This is a genomic window from Janthinobacterium sp. OK676 (genome assembly GCF_900103595.1).
Classification (GTDB): domain Bacteria; phylum Pseudomonadota; class Gammaproteobacteria; order Burkholderiales; family Burkholderiaceae_D; genus Janthinobacterium.
The window spans coordinates 221,341-238,120 of sequence record NZ_FNHA01000006.1 but is presented as its reverse complement, the minus strand read 5'-3'; the positions used below and the strand labels follow the sequence as shown (position 1 = coordinate 238,120).

At 55.0% G+C, this 16,780-nt stretch carries 15 protein-coding genes; 11 read left to right on the top strand and 4 right to left on the bottom strand.

The window, feature by feature from the left end; translation table 11 throughout:
- The first annotated feature begins 15 nt into the window (after window positions 1–15).
- The 8 genes from BLU39_RS14285 (at window position 16) to BLU39_RS14250 (ending at window position 9,487) form a co-directional block, all read left to right on the top strand.
- A complete protein-coding gene (locus tag BLU39_RS14285) occupies window positions 16–2,217 on the top strand; it encodes a DUF7024 domain-containing protein (RefSeq protein WP_139178281.1) in 2,202 nt (733 codons plus the stop codon).
- Window positions 2,218–2,270: 53 nt separating this feature from the next.
- Window positions 2,271–3,275: a glycosyltransferase family 2 protein gene (locus tag BLU39_RS14280; RefSeq protein ID WP_092714002.1), complete on the top strand. Its 1,005-nt coding sequence runs from the start codon at window positions 2,271–2,273 to the stop codon at window positions 3,273–3,275.
- Complete coding sequence (locus BLU39_RS14275) at window positions 3,272–3,652, top strand: GtrA family protein (protein WP_092714000.1); 381 nt, start codon at window positions 3,272–3,274, stop codon at window positions 3,650–3,652. Before BLU39_RS14280 ends, BLU39_RS14275 begins: the two co-directional genes overlap by 4 nt.
- Complete coding sequence (locus tag BLU39_RS14270) at window positions 3,649–4,503, top strand: GNAT family N-acetyltransferase (RefSeq protein WP_092713998.1); 855 nt, start codon at window positions 3,649–3,651, stop codon at window positions 4,501–4,503. The genes BLU39_RS14275 and BLU39_RS14270 overlap by 4 nt, the downstream gene beginning before the upstream one ends.
- The gene (locus tag BLU39_RS14265; RefSeq protein ID WP_092713996.1) at window positions 4,493–5,254 is read left to right on the top strand and encodes a PIG-L deacetylase family protein; all 762 of its coding nucleotides are present in this window, start codon (window positions 4,493–4,495) and stop codon (window positions 5,252–5,254) included. The genes BLU39_RS14270 and BLU39_RS14265 overlap by 11 nt, the downstream gene beginning before the upstream one ends.
- Window positions 5,255–5,359: 105 nt before the next feature.
- Window positions 5,360–7,372 carry an acyltransferase family protein gene (locus tag BLU39_RS14260; protein WP_092713994.1) on the top strand — a complete coding sequence of 671 codons (2,013 nt, stop codon included), beginning with the start codon at window positions 5,360–5,362 and terminating at the stop codon, window positions 7,370–7,372.
- A gap of 122 nt (window positions 7,373–7,494) precedes the next feature.
- Complete coding sequence (gene gmd, locus BLU39_RS14255; protein ID WP_092713992.1) at window positions 7,495–8,547, top strand: GDP-mannose 4,6-dehydratase; 1,053 nt, start codon at window positions 7,495–7,497, stop codon at window positions 8,545–8,547.
- Between the two features lie 10 nt (window positions 8,548–8,557).
- Window positions 8,558–9,487 (top strand): GDP-mannose 4,6-dehydratase, encoded by a 930-nt coding sequence (locus BLU39_RS14250; RefSeq protein ID WP_092714207.1) that lies wholly within the window; start codon window positions 8,558–8,560, stop codon window positions 9,485–9,487.
- 124 nt (window positions 9,488–9,611) lie between these two features.
- Here BLU39_RS14250 and cysN read toward each other — a convergent pair whose 3' ends face one another.
- Both cysN and cysD read right to left on the bottom strand, forming a co-directional pair.
- The gene (gene cysN / locus BLU39_RS14245) at window positions 9,612–11,531 is read right to left on the bottom strand and encodes a sulfate adenylyltransferase subunit CysN (protein ID WP_092713990.1); all 1,920 of its coding nucleotides are present in this window, start codon (window positions 11,529–11,531) and stop codon (window positions 9,612–9,614) included.
- On the bottom strand, window positions 11,531–12,433 hold the full coding sequence (cysD, locus tag BLU39_RS28955; protein WP_254788979.1) for a sulfate adenylyltransferase subunit CysD: 903 nt from the start codon (window positions 12,431–12,433) through the stop codon (window positions 11,531–11,533). Before cysD ends, cysN begins: the two co-directional genes overlap by 1 nt.
- A 633-nt stretch (window positions 12,434–13,066) precedes the next feature.
- Between cysD and cysQ the strand changes: the two genes are divergently transcribed.
- From cysQ to BLU39_RS14225, 3 genes are all read left to right on the top strand, one after another.
- Window positions 13,067–13,858, top strand: a complete 792-nt coding sequence (gene cysQ, locus BLU39_RS14235; RefSeq protein WP_092713988.1) for a 3'(2'),5'-bisphosphate nucleotidase CysQ — start codon at window positions 13,067–13,069, stop codon at window positions 13,856–13,858.
- The gene (locus tag BLU39_RS14230) at window positions 13,851–14,630 is read left to right on the top strand and encodes a sulfite exporter TauE/SafE family protein (RefSeq protein ID WP_092713986.1); all 780 of its coding nucleotides are present in this window, start codon (window positions 13,851–13,853) and stop codon (window positions 14,628–14,630) included. Before cysQ ends, BLU39_RS14230 begins: the two co-directional genes overlap by 8 nt.
- Before the next feature lie 63 nt (window positions 14,631–14,693).
- The gene (locus BLU39_RS14225) at window positions 14,694–14,960 is read left to right on the top strand and encodes a hypothetical protein (RefSeq protein WP_092713984.1); all 267 of its coding nucleotides are present in this window, start codon (window positions 14,694–14,696) and stop codon (window positions 14,958–14,960) included.
- A 40-nt stretch (window positions 14,961–15,000) separates the two neighbouring features.
- Here BLU39_RS14225 and BLU39_RS14220 read toward each other — a convergent pair whose 3' ends face one another.
- Together BLU39_RS14220 and BLU39_RS14215 are read right to left on the bottom strand one after the other, a co-directional pair.
- Window positions 15,001–15,750: a class I SAM-dependent methyltransferase gene (locus BLU39_RS14220; protein WP_175539302.1), complete on the bottom strand. Its 750-nt coding sequence runs from the start codon at window positions 15,748–15,750 to the stop codon at window positions 15,001–15,003.
- Between the two features lie 55 nt (window positions 15,751–15,805).
- Window positions 15,806–16,702, bottom strand: a complete 897-nt coding sequence (locus tag BLU39_RS14215; RefSeq protein ID WP_092713980.1) for a sulfurtransferase — start codon at window positions 16,700–16,702, stop codon at window positions 15,806–15,808.
- Window positions 16,703–16,780 lie beyond the last annotated feature (78 nt).

Here is a 16,780-nt window from a genome sequence, read left to right as displayed (position 1 = left end):
GAAAATGAAATCAGAATGATCAGTAACAATCGATTGAGACTATCGATACCCGCCGTCTTGCTCTTCGCTTTTGCCTGCTACGTGATTTTTTCCGTCAGCGTGGGGGGGCCGATTTTTGCCTCCGATGAATACGCCTTTTACATCAGCGGTAAGTTCAACAATCAATTAGCCGCGCTGTACAGCCTTGACCCAGGCTTGCAACGGGTTTCCAATTTTGTGTATTTTTCCTTGGTGCATATCAGCACACGCCTGTTTGGCGAGCATTTTCTTGCTGCCTATCGCGTGTTGCATGCCATCGAGTACCTGGCCGCCGTCTGGCTGATCGCGCGCACGGTGCTGCCCGTGGCTGGCGCACAGCGCATGTTGCCGGGCATTATTGCCTGCCTGTTGTTTCCGGCGCATATCTATCTGTACGCCGTGATGCCGGAAGTCGACCTGATGCTGCTGGCTGCCATTCTCGGCTTTGCATTGGCGCGGGTTTATCCGCAGCACTGCCTGCGTGGCAGCGTGTTGGCTGGCGGGGCATTGGGCACCGCGATATTAATCAAACCGCATGCGGTGGCCATGCTCCTGGCGGCCCTGGCCACCTTGCCATTGCTGTGGGCAGCGGGTGCCGGTCCGCGCCGCCTGGCCAAGGTGCTGCGTAATGGCGTACTGATGCTGTTTACCGCTTATGTCGTGTTGATCTCACTGGCCTTCGCGAGCACCGGGAACTGGTCTTTCGATCCTACCGTTGCGCTCGGTTTGAAGTTTTATGGCCGGTATCTGGATAACCCGGTCGCCCAGGTCTCTGTGTTCAGTCGGCTTTTCAGTGCCTTGTATTATCTGTTGGGAAATGCGACTGTCATTGCCCTGATTTTTTCCCCGGTGCTGGTCTGGAGCGCCAGTCATCTGGTCATCTGTTTACGGCGACGCAGCAGCAGCACGCCCGAGAAGACCGCGCTGGCCATTTTTGTCATCACCATGGTCGCTTCGCACCTGGCCATGACGGCGTGGTTTACGGCCGGCGCAGCGGCACTGAGCGAGGGCGAGGCCATGCGTCTGCACGGCCGCTACTTGAGCGCTGCCTTGATCTGGTTGCCGGCCTTGTATTTTTTTGCCCTTGCCGAGCTGTCCGAGCGGGCGAAGAAGGCCACCTTGCTGCTGCTGGGGGCCGCGCTCTTGTTGGGCATGTTTGTCGTTATTCCAAAATTTAAGATCTTCCCTTGGGATAATCCGCTGTTTTTCGCGTTCTTCAATCCTCAAAACTGGTTCCAATGGTCGTTTGGGGGGGCGCTTCCCTACATCGGCATGCTGCTGTTTGTCGTGCTGATCGGCGGCCTGGGCGCCTCCATCTATCGGCGTCAATGGCTGCCACGGATATTGGCTGTGCAGCTGTTTCTGATCCTGGGCGTCGGATGTTTACAGAGCTACGCATGGCTCGCTTCCCATTTGCATGGCACTGCCGAGATCAGCCGCAGTGGACGTGCGCTGGGCCTGCTGTTGGGCGATAAGCAGATAGGCAGGGGCGTTGTCGTCTCGGAAGAGCGTTATGGCCGCGCATCGTATCTGCTCTTTGGCCTGGGCAACGCGCCCAAGGTGATCACGCAGGCGGCTGGAGCGCGTATCTCGGCACAGGATATCGCTGGTGCCGACTGGGTGGTGCTCGATGGTGAGTATCAACTGGACTTTGACTATGCCGCATCGCTGACAGTGGGCAAGATGCGCCTGATTCCGCTGCAGTCCGGAAGTGCTGCCATCGCCATTGCAAATCGCGTTGCCAGTGCGCCAGTGGCGGCAGCTGTACCGGCCGTCCAGCGCCAGGCCGGGCCTAAAACCGTGTTGAGTGTCGGTGAAGTTTCACCATGGGCCTTGGCGCAGGCGCCGGGCAATGGCCTGCTGCTGACGGGCTTTAATGCGCCGGAAGAGTGGGGTGCCTGGAGCAGCGAAACTGTCGCCGAAGTCCTGTTGCCGCGCTTGCTGCAAGGCCACTTGCGCATCAAGCTGTTTGGCTGGAGCCTGGATGAAAACCTGAAGGCGCCGCTGCGGCTGAAAATTGGCGATCAGGTCCAGGTATTGTCGTTTTCCAATGCCGGCAAGGAAATTGAACTGGTGGTGAATGTATCCAAACCGACAGACCGATTGGTCTTCGAGTCTGGCGTTTTCAAGCCTGCCGATTCCGCCCGCATTCTCGGTGTTGCGATTTCCAGGATCAGCGTCGAGCGTTTGCCGAAGTGATTTGCAACCTTCGGTATCGCCTGCCTGTAGTGTAAGTTTTTTCGGATAATTTTATGAAATATATGTTTAGCGATTCCCGTCATATTGCCGTGGTCATTCCCTGCTACCGCGTCACCAATCACGTACTGGGAGTCATCGCGGCGATCGGGCCAGAAGTGTGGCGCATTTACGCCATCGATGACAAATGTCCCGATGGTTCCGGCGACTTCATCGAAAAGCATAATGTGGATCCACGCGTAGTGGTGCTACGCAATGAAGTGAACCAAGGTGTCGGTGGCGCGGTGATGGCCGGTTATCGCGCGGCGATTGCCGATGGCGCTGGCGTCATCGTCAAGATCGACGGCGATGGCCAGATGGACCCGGCCCTGGTGCCGGATTTTGCCGGCCCTGTTTTGCGCGGCGAAGCCGACTATACCAAGGGAAACAGGTTCTATGATCTTGAAGAAATCCGCTCGATGCCAGCGATCCGCCTGTTCGGCAACGCCGTGCTGTCCTTCATGACGAAAATTTCTTCCGGCTACTGGGATCTGTTCGATCCCACCAATGGCTATACGGCTATCCATGTCGACGTGGCGAAACGTTTGCCCTTCGATAAAATCAGCAAGCGCTACTTTTTTGAAACCGATATCTTGTTCCGATTGAACACCCTGCGCGCGGTCGTGCAGGACGTGCCCATGGACGCCAGCTATGGCGACGAGGTGAGCAACCTGAAGATCTCGAAGATTGTCGGCGAGTTTATCATCAAGCATTGTCGTAATTTCACGAAGCGAATTTTTTACAATTATTATTTGCGCGACCTTTCGATTGCCTCGGTCGAATTGCCACTAGGCTTGTTGCTGACGGGATTTGGCACGGTGTATGGCCTGAGCCATTGGCTGTCCGCCGCCCGCGAAGGCACCGCAACGCCCGCCGGTACCGTCATGCTGTCGGCCCTGCCGATACTGATGGGACTGCAGCTGATTCTGGCCTTCCTTGCCTTTGATATCAACTCCGTACCCAAAACGCCATGGCATCGCCGCGGCCGCCGTGCCGCAGCAGTAATCGGCGAGGAAAAATGAGTATTTCGCTAGCGCGGCTGCGTCATTTTTCTATTTTCGTCGGCGGCGGGGTGCTGTCCGCCGTGGTGGATATCGGTATCCTGAAAGCCTTGCTGGTGGCGGGTCTCACGCCGCCGCTGGCCGTTGCTGGTGGCTTCCTGGCCGGCTTGATTGTGAATTATCTGTTTCATCAGAATCTGACGTTCAAATCCAGGGCATCGGTGCAGAAAGCCTGCCGTTTTCTCGTCGTCGTCGGCATTAATTATGTGATTACGCTGGGGTTTGTCTATCTGTCGGATAATGTCATGGGGTTGGGCGTTATTCTCGGCAAGATTTGTTCGCTACCGTTCGTTGCTGCGAACGGTTTTCTTCTTAGTAAATATTGGGTCTTTAAATGATCACCTTCGCCCCCGTTCAGCACGATACTGCCGCCATCGAAAAATATGTATCGCTGTTCAATGCCTGTTTTCCTGGTGTGGACAAATTCAGCAATGCCTATCTTACTTGGCTCTATCACGATAATCCGGATGGTTCCGTCATTGGCTTCGATGCCTGGGATGGCGATGTGCTTGCTGCCCATTATGTCACCATCCCCGCGATGGCCAGCGTTGGTGGCCAGCTTGTGCGGGTAGCGCTGTCGCTGAATACCGCGACGCATCCTACCTACCAAGGCAAGGGCCTGTTTACCAAGCTCGCGGAGATGACCTACGAAGCGGCGCAAAGCCAGGGCATCGATGCCATCTATGGCGTTGCCAATGCCAACAGTACCCCGGGCTTCATTCGCAAGCTGGGCTTCCAGCTGGTGGAACCCTTGCAGGCACAGGTCGGCATCGGCGCCGTGCGGCGTGCGGTGGCAGGCCAGGCCCTGGGCCAGTTCGAGCGCGTGCACTCGGCGGCCAGCCTGAACTGGCGTTGCGCCAATCCGCAGAACCGCGTCCACGCGCGCCGCTCGCATGGCATGCTGGAGTTCTTTGCCCCGTCGGTCAAGCCCTGGCTGCCCGCTTATGCGGAACTGCCGCCTGTCGATGGCAGCGAGTTGATACTGAGTCCGCCGCCGATGATGTCGCCATTGCGCCTGTTTGTCGGCCTGGTTCCGGCGGCCATCTCCCGCAGCGCTACCTATGTCGCCATTCCTGATCGTTTCAAACCGTCACCGCTGAATTTCATTTACCGCTCTCTGAGCGGCCGGATGGACAAGCTCGAAGCTGGCAGCGTCGGTTTTTCTTTCCTGGATTTTGATGCATACTAATTTGGTTTCTCAACCAGTAGCTTTATTTCTATTTGCCCACCAAGATGATGAATTCGGCGTTTTTCAGCAGCTATTGGTGGAAGGCGCCGCGCAACGACTAGTGCTGTGTGCTTACTTGACTGATGGTGTCACTGGCAATGTGACCGCTTCACAGCGTAATACCGAATCGCTTGGTGTTCTGAAATCACTCGGTGTTGATCAGGAAAACGTCATGTTTGTTGGGGAGCATTTGGGTATTGGTGATGCCTATTTGCCTAAAAATATCAACAAGGTGGATTCTTGGCTGCGCAATTTTTTAGATAAAAATTCGGTTGAAAAAATATACGTTCCTGCATGGGAAGGGGGGCATCATGATCATGATGCACTGCATGCCGTAGCGGTGAAGTGTGCTCATGATATGGGATGTAGTGACAAGGTATTGCAGTATTCTTTATATAATGCATTCAATTGCCCGGGTCCATTTTTTTCAGTACTCAAGCCATTATCGGAGAATGGTTCTGTCATAGCGTCTCGCATAACCCTTCGCAATCGAATTAAGTTTTTTTATCATTGTTTCGCATATCCGTCTCAGCGAATCACTTGGCTCGGTCTGTTGCCTTTTGTTTTTCTTCATTATTTGACTAGAGGTTGTCAGGAACTGCAGTCAGTAAATGTCGAACGTATTAAAGAACGGCCGCATGCTGGCGATTTGTATTATGAAAAGAGGAAATTTTTCACGTGGGAAGAAATGAATGACCTGGTGAATAAATAATTTTTTCAGGTTTCCATTGTTTTAAAAATTTTGATATTTCTTGTGTGGCTGCTTAAATTTCCGATTTTTAAAATTATCATGAGAGTATTTTAAATTTTTTAGAAGATGAAGAATAATTTAGCTTTAGAAACTGCGCATTTGATTTATCGGCCGTCCATAGATGGCCTGCGTGCGATAGCAGTAATATCCGTGCTTATCTCCCATATTTTTCCAAAGGTTTTGCCGGGTGGTTTTGTCGGTGTTGATGTTTTTTTCATCATTTCGGGATTTTTAATCGGCAAGATAATTTTGGAAAGATTGGAAAGTAATAATTTCAGTTTTTTTGATTTTTACTCAAGGCGCGTTCGCCGAATTTTTCCAGTATTGATCATTGTATTAATATTCACCTATGTAGTCGGTTGGTTTACCTTATTGCCGGTTGAGTTTGCTGAACTTGGTAAGCATATCGCCGCCGGCGCATTGTTTTCATCGAATCTGGTTTTGTGGTCGGAAGCAGGTTATTTCAGTACCGCATCTGAACTCAAACCCTTGTTGCACCTCTGGTCATTGGGGATCGAGGAGCAATTCTATCTCGTTTGGCCATTATTGCTCTGGATTTTTTGGCGGAAAAAGAACGTCGTTTTGGTTTTGATCGCAATTTTGATATCACTGTCTTTTTTATCGAATCTGTATTTGACAACGCATAACCCTACGTCCTCATTTTTCTTGCCATTTCCTCGTTTTTGGGAATTGTGCCTAGGGAGCCTGATTGCATTGCTTTCCATCAGGGAAAAAAATAATGTCCCAGATGCGGATAAGGTGGGTTTATATAGAACGTTGAATACACACAAGGCGGTTGTGTTGGAATGCTGCTCAGTTGTCGGATTGATTTTTATTTTGTTGGCGATAATTTTATTGACGCCAGAGAAGAAATTCCCTGGATATTGGGCATTGTTGCCGACGCTTGGTGCGTCCTTGATTATCGTTGCCGGGGAAAATACATTCATCAATAGGAAGATTCTATCTAGTCGTTTATTTGTATTTTTGGGATTGATTAGCTATCCGCTGTATTTGTGGCATTGGCCCATTATTGCCTACTATAATATTTCTCAGCCCACAGTATCTGCCAGTGTCGACTGCGGCATCAGGTTTGCAATTCTTTTTGTCAGTATTTTTATGGCTTGGCTGAGCTATAATTTTGTGGAAAAGAATTTGAGGTTGTACAAAAAAGAGTTGTTGAAATTCTATGGGCTGTTGTTTTTCATGGCGATTCTTGGTGGAGTTGGTTTTGTTACTTTTAAAAATAATGGCTTCATTGCAAGGTATCCAGCGCAAATATCAGAATTAATAAAGATAGGCAATGTCTACGAATATTTTAAGCTTGGTGAGAATATCCGGGATGGTAAGTGCCACAGCACGAATGTAAGTGTCTCTTTGGAATCGCGTATTGATACTTGCGCCCAACGACGTAATTCCATGGTATTTCTTTGGGGCGATTCTTATGCTGCGGTGCTCTACTCAGGTCTTGAGAAAATTTCAAAGGAACGTAATTTCGGGATTGCTCAATTTACCGTGGGAAATGCCCCTCCTTTTTTTGAGCAGGATAAAATTGCTGCCAATAACAAGAATTTAAATCTGATCAATTCAGAGTCCTTGGAGGCGGCAAAGATTCTTCAGCCAGAGATAATTATTATCAGCTGGATGAATGGTGGGATGAATGCATATGATACGCCTGAGAAATCAATGCATGGATTGGCGGAAACAGTAAAGAAAATACGCAGTGTTTCTGCCAATTCCCGTATTGTTGTTGTCGGGCCAGTTCCTGAGTGGGATAAAACCTTGGTGCACAGTATGATAGGGTATTGGAAAAATACACCGATGCATCCTCCTGCTCCGACGTACATGAAATATGGATTAAGGCCTGAGACAGAAAAATGGGATAGTAAATTTAAGGTCGAGATGCCGAAAATCGGTGTGACTTATATATCTGCGCTGGATGCCATGTGCCGCGAAGATGGGTGTCTGACTCGTGTCGGGCCGAAATCCAGTGATTTAACGGCTGTAGACTCCGGTCATCTGACGAAAAGCAGTTCTGAATATTTTGTAAAAAAGATAGAGAAAAAAATATTTGCAGATTGAATTCTTTCGTTTTGAATTATATGTTTCATCAGGCTGATTAATTTCATGGTTGAGCTGTGAAATTTTGAAATTGAAGCTATTTTCATTTTTTAGTATTATTTAATGGTATTTGTGAGGAAGATATGACTGCGCTAAACAATAGTAAGAAGGCCTTAATTACAGGTATCACCGGCCAGGATGGCGCCTATCTTGCGCAACTTCTGCTGGAGAAGGGGTATGCGGTAACCGGTACGTATCGTCGTACCAGTTCGGTCAATTTTTGGCGCATCGAGGAACTGGGCATTCAAAATCATCCGAAGCTGTCGCTGGTCGAATATGACTTGACTGACCTCGGTTCGAGCATCCGCCTGTTGCAAGCCGGCGATTTCGACGAAATCTATAATCTGGCGGCGCAGAGCTTTGTCGGCGTGTCGTTCGACCAGCCAGTGACAACGGCAGGTATCACGGGCATCGGTCCCGTTTTCCTGCTCGAAGCGATCCGCATCGTGAATCCGAAGATCCGTTTCTACCAGGCGTCGACATCGGAGATGTTTGGCAAGGTGCAAGCGATACCGCAAGTGGAAGACACGCCGTTTTATCCGCGTAGCCCATACGGCGTTGCCAAGCTGTACGCGCACTGGATGACGGTCAATTACCGTGAATCGTATGGTATTTTCGGCGCCAGCGGCATTCTCTTCAATCATGAGTCGCCTCTGCGCGGACGTGAATTTGTCACGCGCAAGATCACCGATTCCGTGGCGAAGATCAAGCTGGGCCAGCTTGATGTGCTGGAACTGGGCAATATGGATGCCAAGCGCGACTGGGGTTATGCCAAGGAGTATGTGGAAGGCATGTGGCGCATCCTGCAGGCGGACCAGCCTGATACTTTCGTCTTGGCTACCAACCGGACAGAGACCGTACGTGATTTTGTCACGATGGCTTTCAAGGCGGTCGGTGTACAGATCGAATGGCAGGGTACGGCCGAGAATGAAACCGGACGTTGCAGCAGCAGCGGCAAGACGCTGGTGCGCGTGAGTCCGAAATTCTATCGTCCTGCCGAGGTGGAACTGCTCATTGGCGATCCGGCCAAGGCAACCCGCGAACTTGGCTGGGCACCCAAGACCACGCTCGAAGAGCTGTGCCAGATGATGGTCGATGCCGACCTGCGCCGTAATACAGCTGGTTTTTCTTTCTAAGGTGAATGCCATGAGCGGGAAGACTACCGCGCTGCCCGCCGATGGGGCAGAAAAACGCGCGTTGATTACGGGCATACATGGCTTTACCGGACGCTATATGGCGCAGGTACTTGCCGATGCGGGCTACCGTGTTTTCGGCACGGTACTGTCGGCCAAGGACAGCGGCGGCGACCTTGTCGCTGTTGACCTGGCCGACCTCGACGCGGTGGCGCGCATGGTCGAGGCGGTGCAGCCCGATGTGGTCGTGCACCTGGCTGCTATCGCCTTTGTCGCCCATGCGGACGTCGAGGCGATTTATCGCGTGAATATTGTCGGTACGCGCAATCTGCTCACTGCGCTGGCCAGCCTTGCCAAAAAGCCGTCTGCCGTATTGCTCGCTTCCAGCGCGAATATTTATGGCAATACGGACGTCGAGCCGATTACCGAGGATGTCATGCCGGCGCCAGCCAATGATTACGCGGTAAGCAAGCTGGCGATGGAATACATGGCCCGCCTGTGGATGGACCGCCTGCCTGTCATGCTGGTGCGGCCATTCAACTATACGGGGCTGGGGCAGCACGAGAATTTCCTGCTGCCTAAGATTGTGTCGCATTTCCGCAGCGGCGCGCGCGACATTGAACTGGGCAACCTGAATGTGGCACGCGATTTCTCGGATGTGCGCATGGTTACCGACAGCTACGGCAAGTTGGTGGCGCTCGGTGATGCGGCGGCGGGACATACTTTCAACATCTGTTCTGGCGTGGCATATACGTTGCAACAGGTGCTCGATCTGATGGCAGATATTGCCGGCTATCGCATCAATGTCCACGTGAATCCTGCCTTTGTGCGTGGCAACGAGGTGGCGCGGCTGGTGGGCAGCAATGCGAAGTTGCAGGTCCATACGGGGCCACTGGCCTTGCGGCCATTAGAGGAAACACTGCGCTGGATGTATGCGGGGTAGTTTCCGTAGGGAAGTAAAGCGTTGCTCAAGTCGCGGGAGCATTCCCGCGACTTGTCAGTGACGGCGTGTTGTTTACATCATTGCTGCTACGGGCAAGAGCAAGATCCTCCGGACTGTGACAGTATCAGTCAAAGCACTCTTTCAGTAATGTCTCTACGCAGAGCTCGATCGGCATAGTGTCTGTATTGATGGTGACCTGCGGCGTCCCCGGTGTTTCGTACGGGCTGCCGATGCCCGACATATTGGGTAGTTTTCCGGCCCTTGCCTTTTTGTACAGGCCCTTGGGGTCGCGGCGTTCGCACACCTCCAGCGACGCATCGACATAGACTTCCACGAAATTGTCGGGACCGATCAATTCACGCGCCATTTCACGCTCGCGGCGGAAGGGCGAGATGAATGCCGTGAGCACGATCAAGCCCGCATCGAGCATCAGCTTGGCCACTTCGGCGATGCGGCGTATGTTTTCCACCCTGTCGGCATCGGTAAAGCCGAGATCCTTGTTCAGGCCTTGGCGCACATTGTCCCCGTCGAGCAGGTAGGTGCGTTTGCCTTCGGCATGCAGCGCCACTTCCAGCGCATTGGCGATGGTGGACTTGCCTGAGCCCGACAGGCCGGTGAACCAGATGACCTTGCCTTTATGTCCATTCAGCTTTTCCCGCGCCGGGCGCTGGATCGAGAGTGCCTGCCGGTGGACGTTCTGGGCGCGGCGCAGATTGTGGCGCACCATGCCGATGGCGACGGTGGCATGGGTAAAACGGTCGGTCAGGATGAAGCTGCCCAATGTTTTTGACTGCTCGTAATTGTCGAACACCATGGGCTTGCTGAGAGCGATGTTGCACACCGAGATGCAGTTCAGCTTGAGTTGTTTGGCAGCATGATGTGTCAGCGTATTGACGTCGATTTCATACTTGATGTTGGTGATGGATGCCGCCGCGCTCTGCGTGGCCAGCTTGATGTTGTAGTTGCGTCCCATCAGGCCGGCATCCTGGTCGGTCCAGATCAGCGTTGCTTCCATCTGGTCCGTCATTTCCAGCGGGGAGGCTGCAAGCGACAGGATATCGCCGCGCGACACGTCGATTTCCGTTGCCAGGCGCAGCGTGACCGCGTCGCCCTGGCTGGCTTGCGCTAACGCCCCATCCATGGTGACGATTTCCGCGATGTGGCTGGTTTGTCCGGAGGCCGCCACGCGGATTTCGTCGCCGACGCATATCGCGCCTTGCGCTACCGTGCCGCTGAAGCCGCGGAACGAGGAGTCGGGGCGGTTGACCCATTGCACGGGGAAGACCCAGGACTTGCCTGCAGATGGCTCGGGCTTGACCGTTTCCAGATAGCCGAGCAGCGTAGGGCCCGCATACCATGGCGTGTGCGGTGAACGCTGGCTGAGGTTGTCGCCCTTGAGCGCACTGAGCGGAATGGCCGTCACGCTGGCAAACTTGAACGAAGCGGCAAATGCCGCGAACGCTTCGTTTATTTGCGTATATATTTCCTGCGAGAACTGTACCAAGTCCATTTTATTGATCGCCAGCACAATATGGCGTATGCCCATCAGCGACGCCAGAAAAGCATGGCGGCGGGTCTGGGTCTGGATGCCTTTTTGCGCGTCGATGAGCAGGATGGCGACATCGGCCGTCGACGCTGCGGTCACCATATTGCGCGTGTATTGCTGATGCCCAGGCGTATCGGCGACGATAAAGCGGCGTTGGCTGGTGCCAAAGAAGCGATAGGCGATATCGATCGTGATGCCTTGTTCCCGCTCCGCGGCCAGGCCATCGACCAACAAGGCAAAGTCGATCTCGTCCCCCTGCGTGCCAAACTTCTTTGACTCTTTTTGCAGCGAGCTGAATTGATCGTCAAGCAATTGCTGGGACTCCCACAGCAGGCGCCCGATCAAGGTGCTTTTGCCATCGTCGACATTGCCGCATGTGATGAAGCGCAGCAGTTCCTGGTTATCTTGCTGCTTCTGCAGTGCTTCGAGCGTATCGAGATGTGTCTGCGGTCGCAGATTGGCTGCAGGTGCTGGCGTTATTTTTTTTGGGCGAGACATTAAAAGTATCCTTCTTGTTTCTTTTTTTCCATGCTTGCAGATGCATCGTTATCGATGGCGCGCCCCTGGCGCTCCGAATTCCTGGCATGTACCAGCTCCATAATGATTTCGGGCAAAGACGCGGCAGTCGACTCGATTGCCCCGGTCAAAGGGTAGCAGCCGAGAGTACGGAATCGAACCATTTTTTTGTAAAAGAGTTCGTCAGGAAGCAGGGGCATGCGTGCGTCGTCGACGAGGACCCACATGCCGTCGCGTTGTACGACAGCGCGCTCCTTGGCAAAGTACAGCGGCACCACGGGTATGCCTTCCTGGTGGATGTACTGCCAAATATCCAGCTCGGTCCAGTTCGACAAGGGGAATACGCGGACGCTCTCGCCTTTGTTCTTGCTGGTGTTGTACAGGTTCCAGGGTTCGGGGCGCTGGTTCTTTGGATCCCAGCCGTGGCTTGCCGAGCGAAACGAGAAGATGCGCTCCTTGGCGCGTGATTTTTCCTCGTCGCGGCGCGCGCCGCCGAAGATCACGTCGAATTGATATTTATCCAGTGCCTGTTTCAGGCCCGCCGTCTTGGTGATGTCCGTATGCAGCGTCGCGCCGTGGTCGAAAGGATTGATGTTTTTTTCAATCGCTTCAGGATTGGTGTGCACGAGTATTTCCATGCCGCTCGCGCGTACCATGGCATCGCGGAATTGATACATTTCCTGAAATTTCCAGCGGGTATCGACATGCAATAGCGGGAAGGGCGGCAGGGAGGGGTAAAAGGCCTTGCGCGCCAGATGCAGCATGACGGAACTATCCTTGCCCAGCGAGTACAGCATGCATGGATTGCCACCCGCCGCGACGGCTTCACGCAGGATGTCGATGCTCTCTGCCTCCAGCCGCTTCAAATGGCGCGAGGTCGGCAGGACCGGGCCGCGATTGACATTCGGCGTGGTGGCGGGATAGCTGAGCAGGCATATGCCGATGCCGGGGCTGAGCGGCATATCGCGGCACAGCTTGGTAAGTTGACCGTGCGGGAAGAGGGCGAGCGGCTTGCCGAGATGCTCTTGCAGGCGTGCAAACGCGGTGGCGATACTGTTTTGGCTCGGGATGGCGTCCCCGAGTGGCAGCCAATAGCGGGCACCGCGCGCATCATTGAAGTGCAGGCACTCCTGGCCGCCAGGCAACTTCGCCAATTGGGCAAAGACCGGCAAGATGCGCTTGCTGCGCGCCTGTGCGATTTCCCACTCCAGCACGGCCGGGATCGGGGCTGCGCCGTTTTCATCGCGAATGGCACTGGTGCCAAGTGCCGCAGGAAGCATTTCCAGCTTGTGCAGCAGGCGCTCCGCGGTGCGCTTGGTGTCGGCGGCCCCCAGGGCCTGCAGTTGCAGGAAGGCGCTTTCAGTATCCCAGATGCGGTCGGTATCCAGGTTGAACAGAGGTGTGTGTGGCCGTGTCATGCAATCCTCGCTTGTCGCAATTTGCTATTAAATATTTAAATTCGCGTTTTTCAGATTTGATGATAGCATATGCATGTAAAAATTATGGAAAAATACGTAATGCGACAAATCCTCAGCAGTGAAATGATGCAATCCGTTGTCGCACTGGCCCAACAGGCCGGGGTGGCCATCATGGATATTTATCGCTCCGCCGACCTGGGCGTGCGTTTCAAGGCCGATGCCAGCCCTCTAACGCAGGCGGACTTGCTGGCGCATGCCGTGCTGATACGTGGCTTGGCCGAGCTGACGCCGGATGTGCCAGTGATTTCCGAGGAAGATACCGACGCTGCTGCGCATGCGCCAGCGAAGAAGGGGGATTTCTGGCTGATCGATCCGCTCGACGGTACCAAGGAGTTCCTGGCGCGCAATGATGAGTTTACGGTCAATGTAGCGCTGGTCTCGGATGGCTGCCCGGTTTTCGGTGTCGTGGTGGCGCCAGCGCTGGAGCAAACATACTGGGGCGCAAAAGACCTGGGCGCGTTTCGCGTGGATACGGCCGGCAGCACGGCGATTTGCGCGGCGCTGCCTGCGCATGGCATGCCGCTGCGTATCGTCGCCAGCAAAAGTCATATGAATGCAGCAACCCACGCCTTTATTGCCGCGCTGGGGCCGTGCGAAGTAGTGCAGGCAGGCAGTTCCCTCAAGTTGTGCCGCATCGCCGAAGGCGCTGCACACCTCTATCCGCGCCTGGGGCCAACTTGCGAATGGGATACAGCGGCTGCGCATGCGATTGTCGAGGCCGCTGGTGGCCAGGTGACCACGCTGACCGGTGAACCTTTGCGCTACGGCAAAGCCGATGTGCTCAATCCACATTTTATCGCTGCCTGTGCGGCAGCCACCGGCCATGATTGACGCTGGTTATGCGCTGGCCGGCGCCCTGACCGGTTTGCTCGTTGGCTTGACCGGCGTGGGAGGCGGTGCCGTCATGACGCCGCTGCTGCTCCTGTTTTTTAATGTGCCGCCGGTCACGGCGATTGCCACGGACCTGTGGTTTGCCGCCATCACCAAAGTGTTTGGCGCCGCCGTGCATCAGGGCGGCGGGAATGTCGATTGGCGCGTTGCGCGCCGCTTGTGGATCGGCAGTCTGCCGCTGGCGCTGGTGGTCGTGCTACTGGTGTCCGCTGGCGTGAAAGTGCACAAACTGGACTGGCTGACGCACCTGGTGGGCGCGCTGGTGTTGCTGACGGCCGGCGGCTTGCTGCTGGCCCCCCGTTTATTGACGATGGCTGCTGCGCGCGCCCGCACGGCGCGGCCTGCCGCTGCACGCCGCCAGGCAGCGTTGACGATCGCCGCCGGGGCCGGGCTCGGCATTTGCGTGGCGCTGACCTCGGTGGGCGCCGGGGCGCTGGGCAGCGTGTTGCTGCTGTGCCTGTATCCGGGCCAGATGCCGCCGCACCGGCTCGTCGCCACGGACATCGTCCATGCGATTCCGCTGGCCGTGATCGCCGGCTGCGGCTATCTGTGGGCCGGTCTGGTGGATGGACACATGTTGCTGAGCTTGCTGGCAGGCTCGGTGCCCGCCGTTCTCGCAGGAAGTTTTTTATCGCGCTATTTTTCAGCGCGGGGATTGCAGGTGGCGCTGGCAGGCGTGTTGCTGCTGGCTGGCATCAAAACGCTGGGCTGAGGGCCGGACCGCGCAGTCGTTGCCTTTGGTCCTGCATAACTGATTTTATCAAGGAGAAAGAAAATGTCAAAAAAACACATCTACATCCGTTTTAATAACCGCAATGACAATGATAATCCCTTGCCATGGCGCGTGCTGACGCAGCAGGGCGAACATGACGGCGTGCTGGAGCTGACGCAGGAATTTGCCTCGGAAGTGCGCTTCAGCGCGCCAGTCGTCACCTCGGAAGACCAGATCGCCGCAGGCGTCTTCAAGTGGCACATCAAATCATCGGGCTATGTGTCCTGGCAGGGCGATATCTGCCTTGTCAGCGAAGAGCAGCCGGCCTGATACGTTGCGGCGCATGCGGCCGCAACGTGGCCGGGCCCGCTTATTTGCGGGACAGGTAAAACGTCTCGCGCCAGCCTTTGTGGTAATCGTTCATCGTCGCGCTGTGTTCGGGATGGTCCGCGAAGTAGGCTGCCCAGTCATAATTCTGCGATGTGTAGCCGAAATGATTGGCCAGATACTCGACGGCGGCGCGCGACGGGCGGCCCACCAGAGTATGGCCATTGCGGGTCAGGGAGTCGCTGCACGCCATCTGCTGGTCATCGACCGGTTCGCGCAGCAGCTGTATGCTGTTGGGGTTATTGAACACCAGGCGGCTATCGTCGCTAGCGGCCGAGCCTGCATTGCCTCCGGGCGGGATGACTTCCGTATCGATAATGACAAAGGTGGCGCCCGTGCGCTCAATGCGGTCGAGCAATTCCGCGTGGCGGACCGTATGGTAATAAAAGCCCAGGCACAGGACCACGTCGTAAGTCTGTGCCTGCAGGTGTTCGAACACGTCGCCGCAGTGGAAGGTGTAGCGCGACCGATCGATGCCATACTGATCGAAGGTGGCGATGGCATTGTCAATCAATTCCTGACGCGGTTCGATTCCCGTCACATGCGCCGCTCCGGCCTGCAGGGCGGCGAAAGTCCAGCGCCCGTCATGGCTGGCGATATCGAGGATCCGCTTGCCCGCCAGTTGATCGCTATTGCGGGCAATAATCGCAGCGTGACGTCCGTTGAGGCGGTCTGGAAACGGGCTGGTAACACTGGTCGTATAAAACCGGTCGAACTTGTTAAAAAATTGCATTTTTAGCTTTCCTTCGTCAAGAGTCCACTCTGCGCGCGATGCGCCGTACCGGCGCCTACGCCTGTTTTTTGTCAAAGCAATGCGGGCAAGACACCTCATACACATATTCCTGCGCCAGTTGCTGGCGCGGAGTGACGACGGCGCGGCAGACGAAACATTGCACGGTTTCCGTCGGTTCCAGTTTCGGGTTCAGGGCCGTGCGGTAGTCGAACACGAAGCAGTCGCCCGTGTAGTGCTCGCCGCCCACTTCTTCAAAATATTTCAGGATGCCACCGTCGAGCTGGTACACGCTGTCGTAGCCGATTTCCTTCATGTGGATGGCGGCCTTTTCGCAGCGGATGCCGCCCGTGCAGAAGGTGACGACGGTCTTGCCTTCCAGTTCGTCCTTGTGCGCGGCGGCGACGGCCGGGAATTCCGTGAACTTGTCGATACGGTAGTCGAGCGTGTTGTTGAACGTGCCCACGTCCACTTCAAACGCATTGCGCGTTTCCATCATGACCACGGGTTTGCCCGCATCGTCGACGCCGGCGTCGAGCCAGCGCTTGAGCGTGTGCGCGTCGACGGACGGGGCGCGGCCCAGTTCCGGCTTGATCAGCGGCATGCGCATGGTGATGATTTCCTTTTTCAGCTTGACCAGCATGCGCTTGTGCGATTGCTCGTTCGACAAGCTTTCCTTCCATTCCAGATCGGCCAGGCGCGCATCGCTGCGCACCCAGGCGAGGAAGTTGTCGATATGCTCGCGCGTGCCCGACAGGAACATATTGATGCCTTCCGGCGTCAGCAGGATCGTGCCCTTCAGTTCCAGCGCCAGGCATTGCTCCTGATACAAGGGACGCATGGTTTCCGTATCGTCGAGCGTGATGAATTTATACGCGGCGATATTGACAAACGTGGCGGCCAGCGGGCTGGCGGCGGCGGAAACGGCGGGTGTTGCTGGGTTGATGGCTTGCATGATGGCGATCGGCTTAGACTGAACAGCCGATATTATAAGCCCGACAGGCCGGACGGGATACCCGGTCCGCACCCGCGA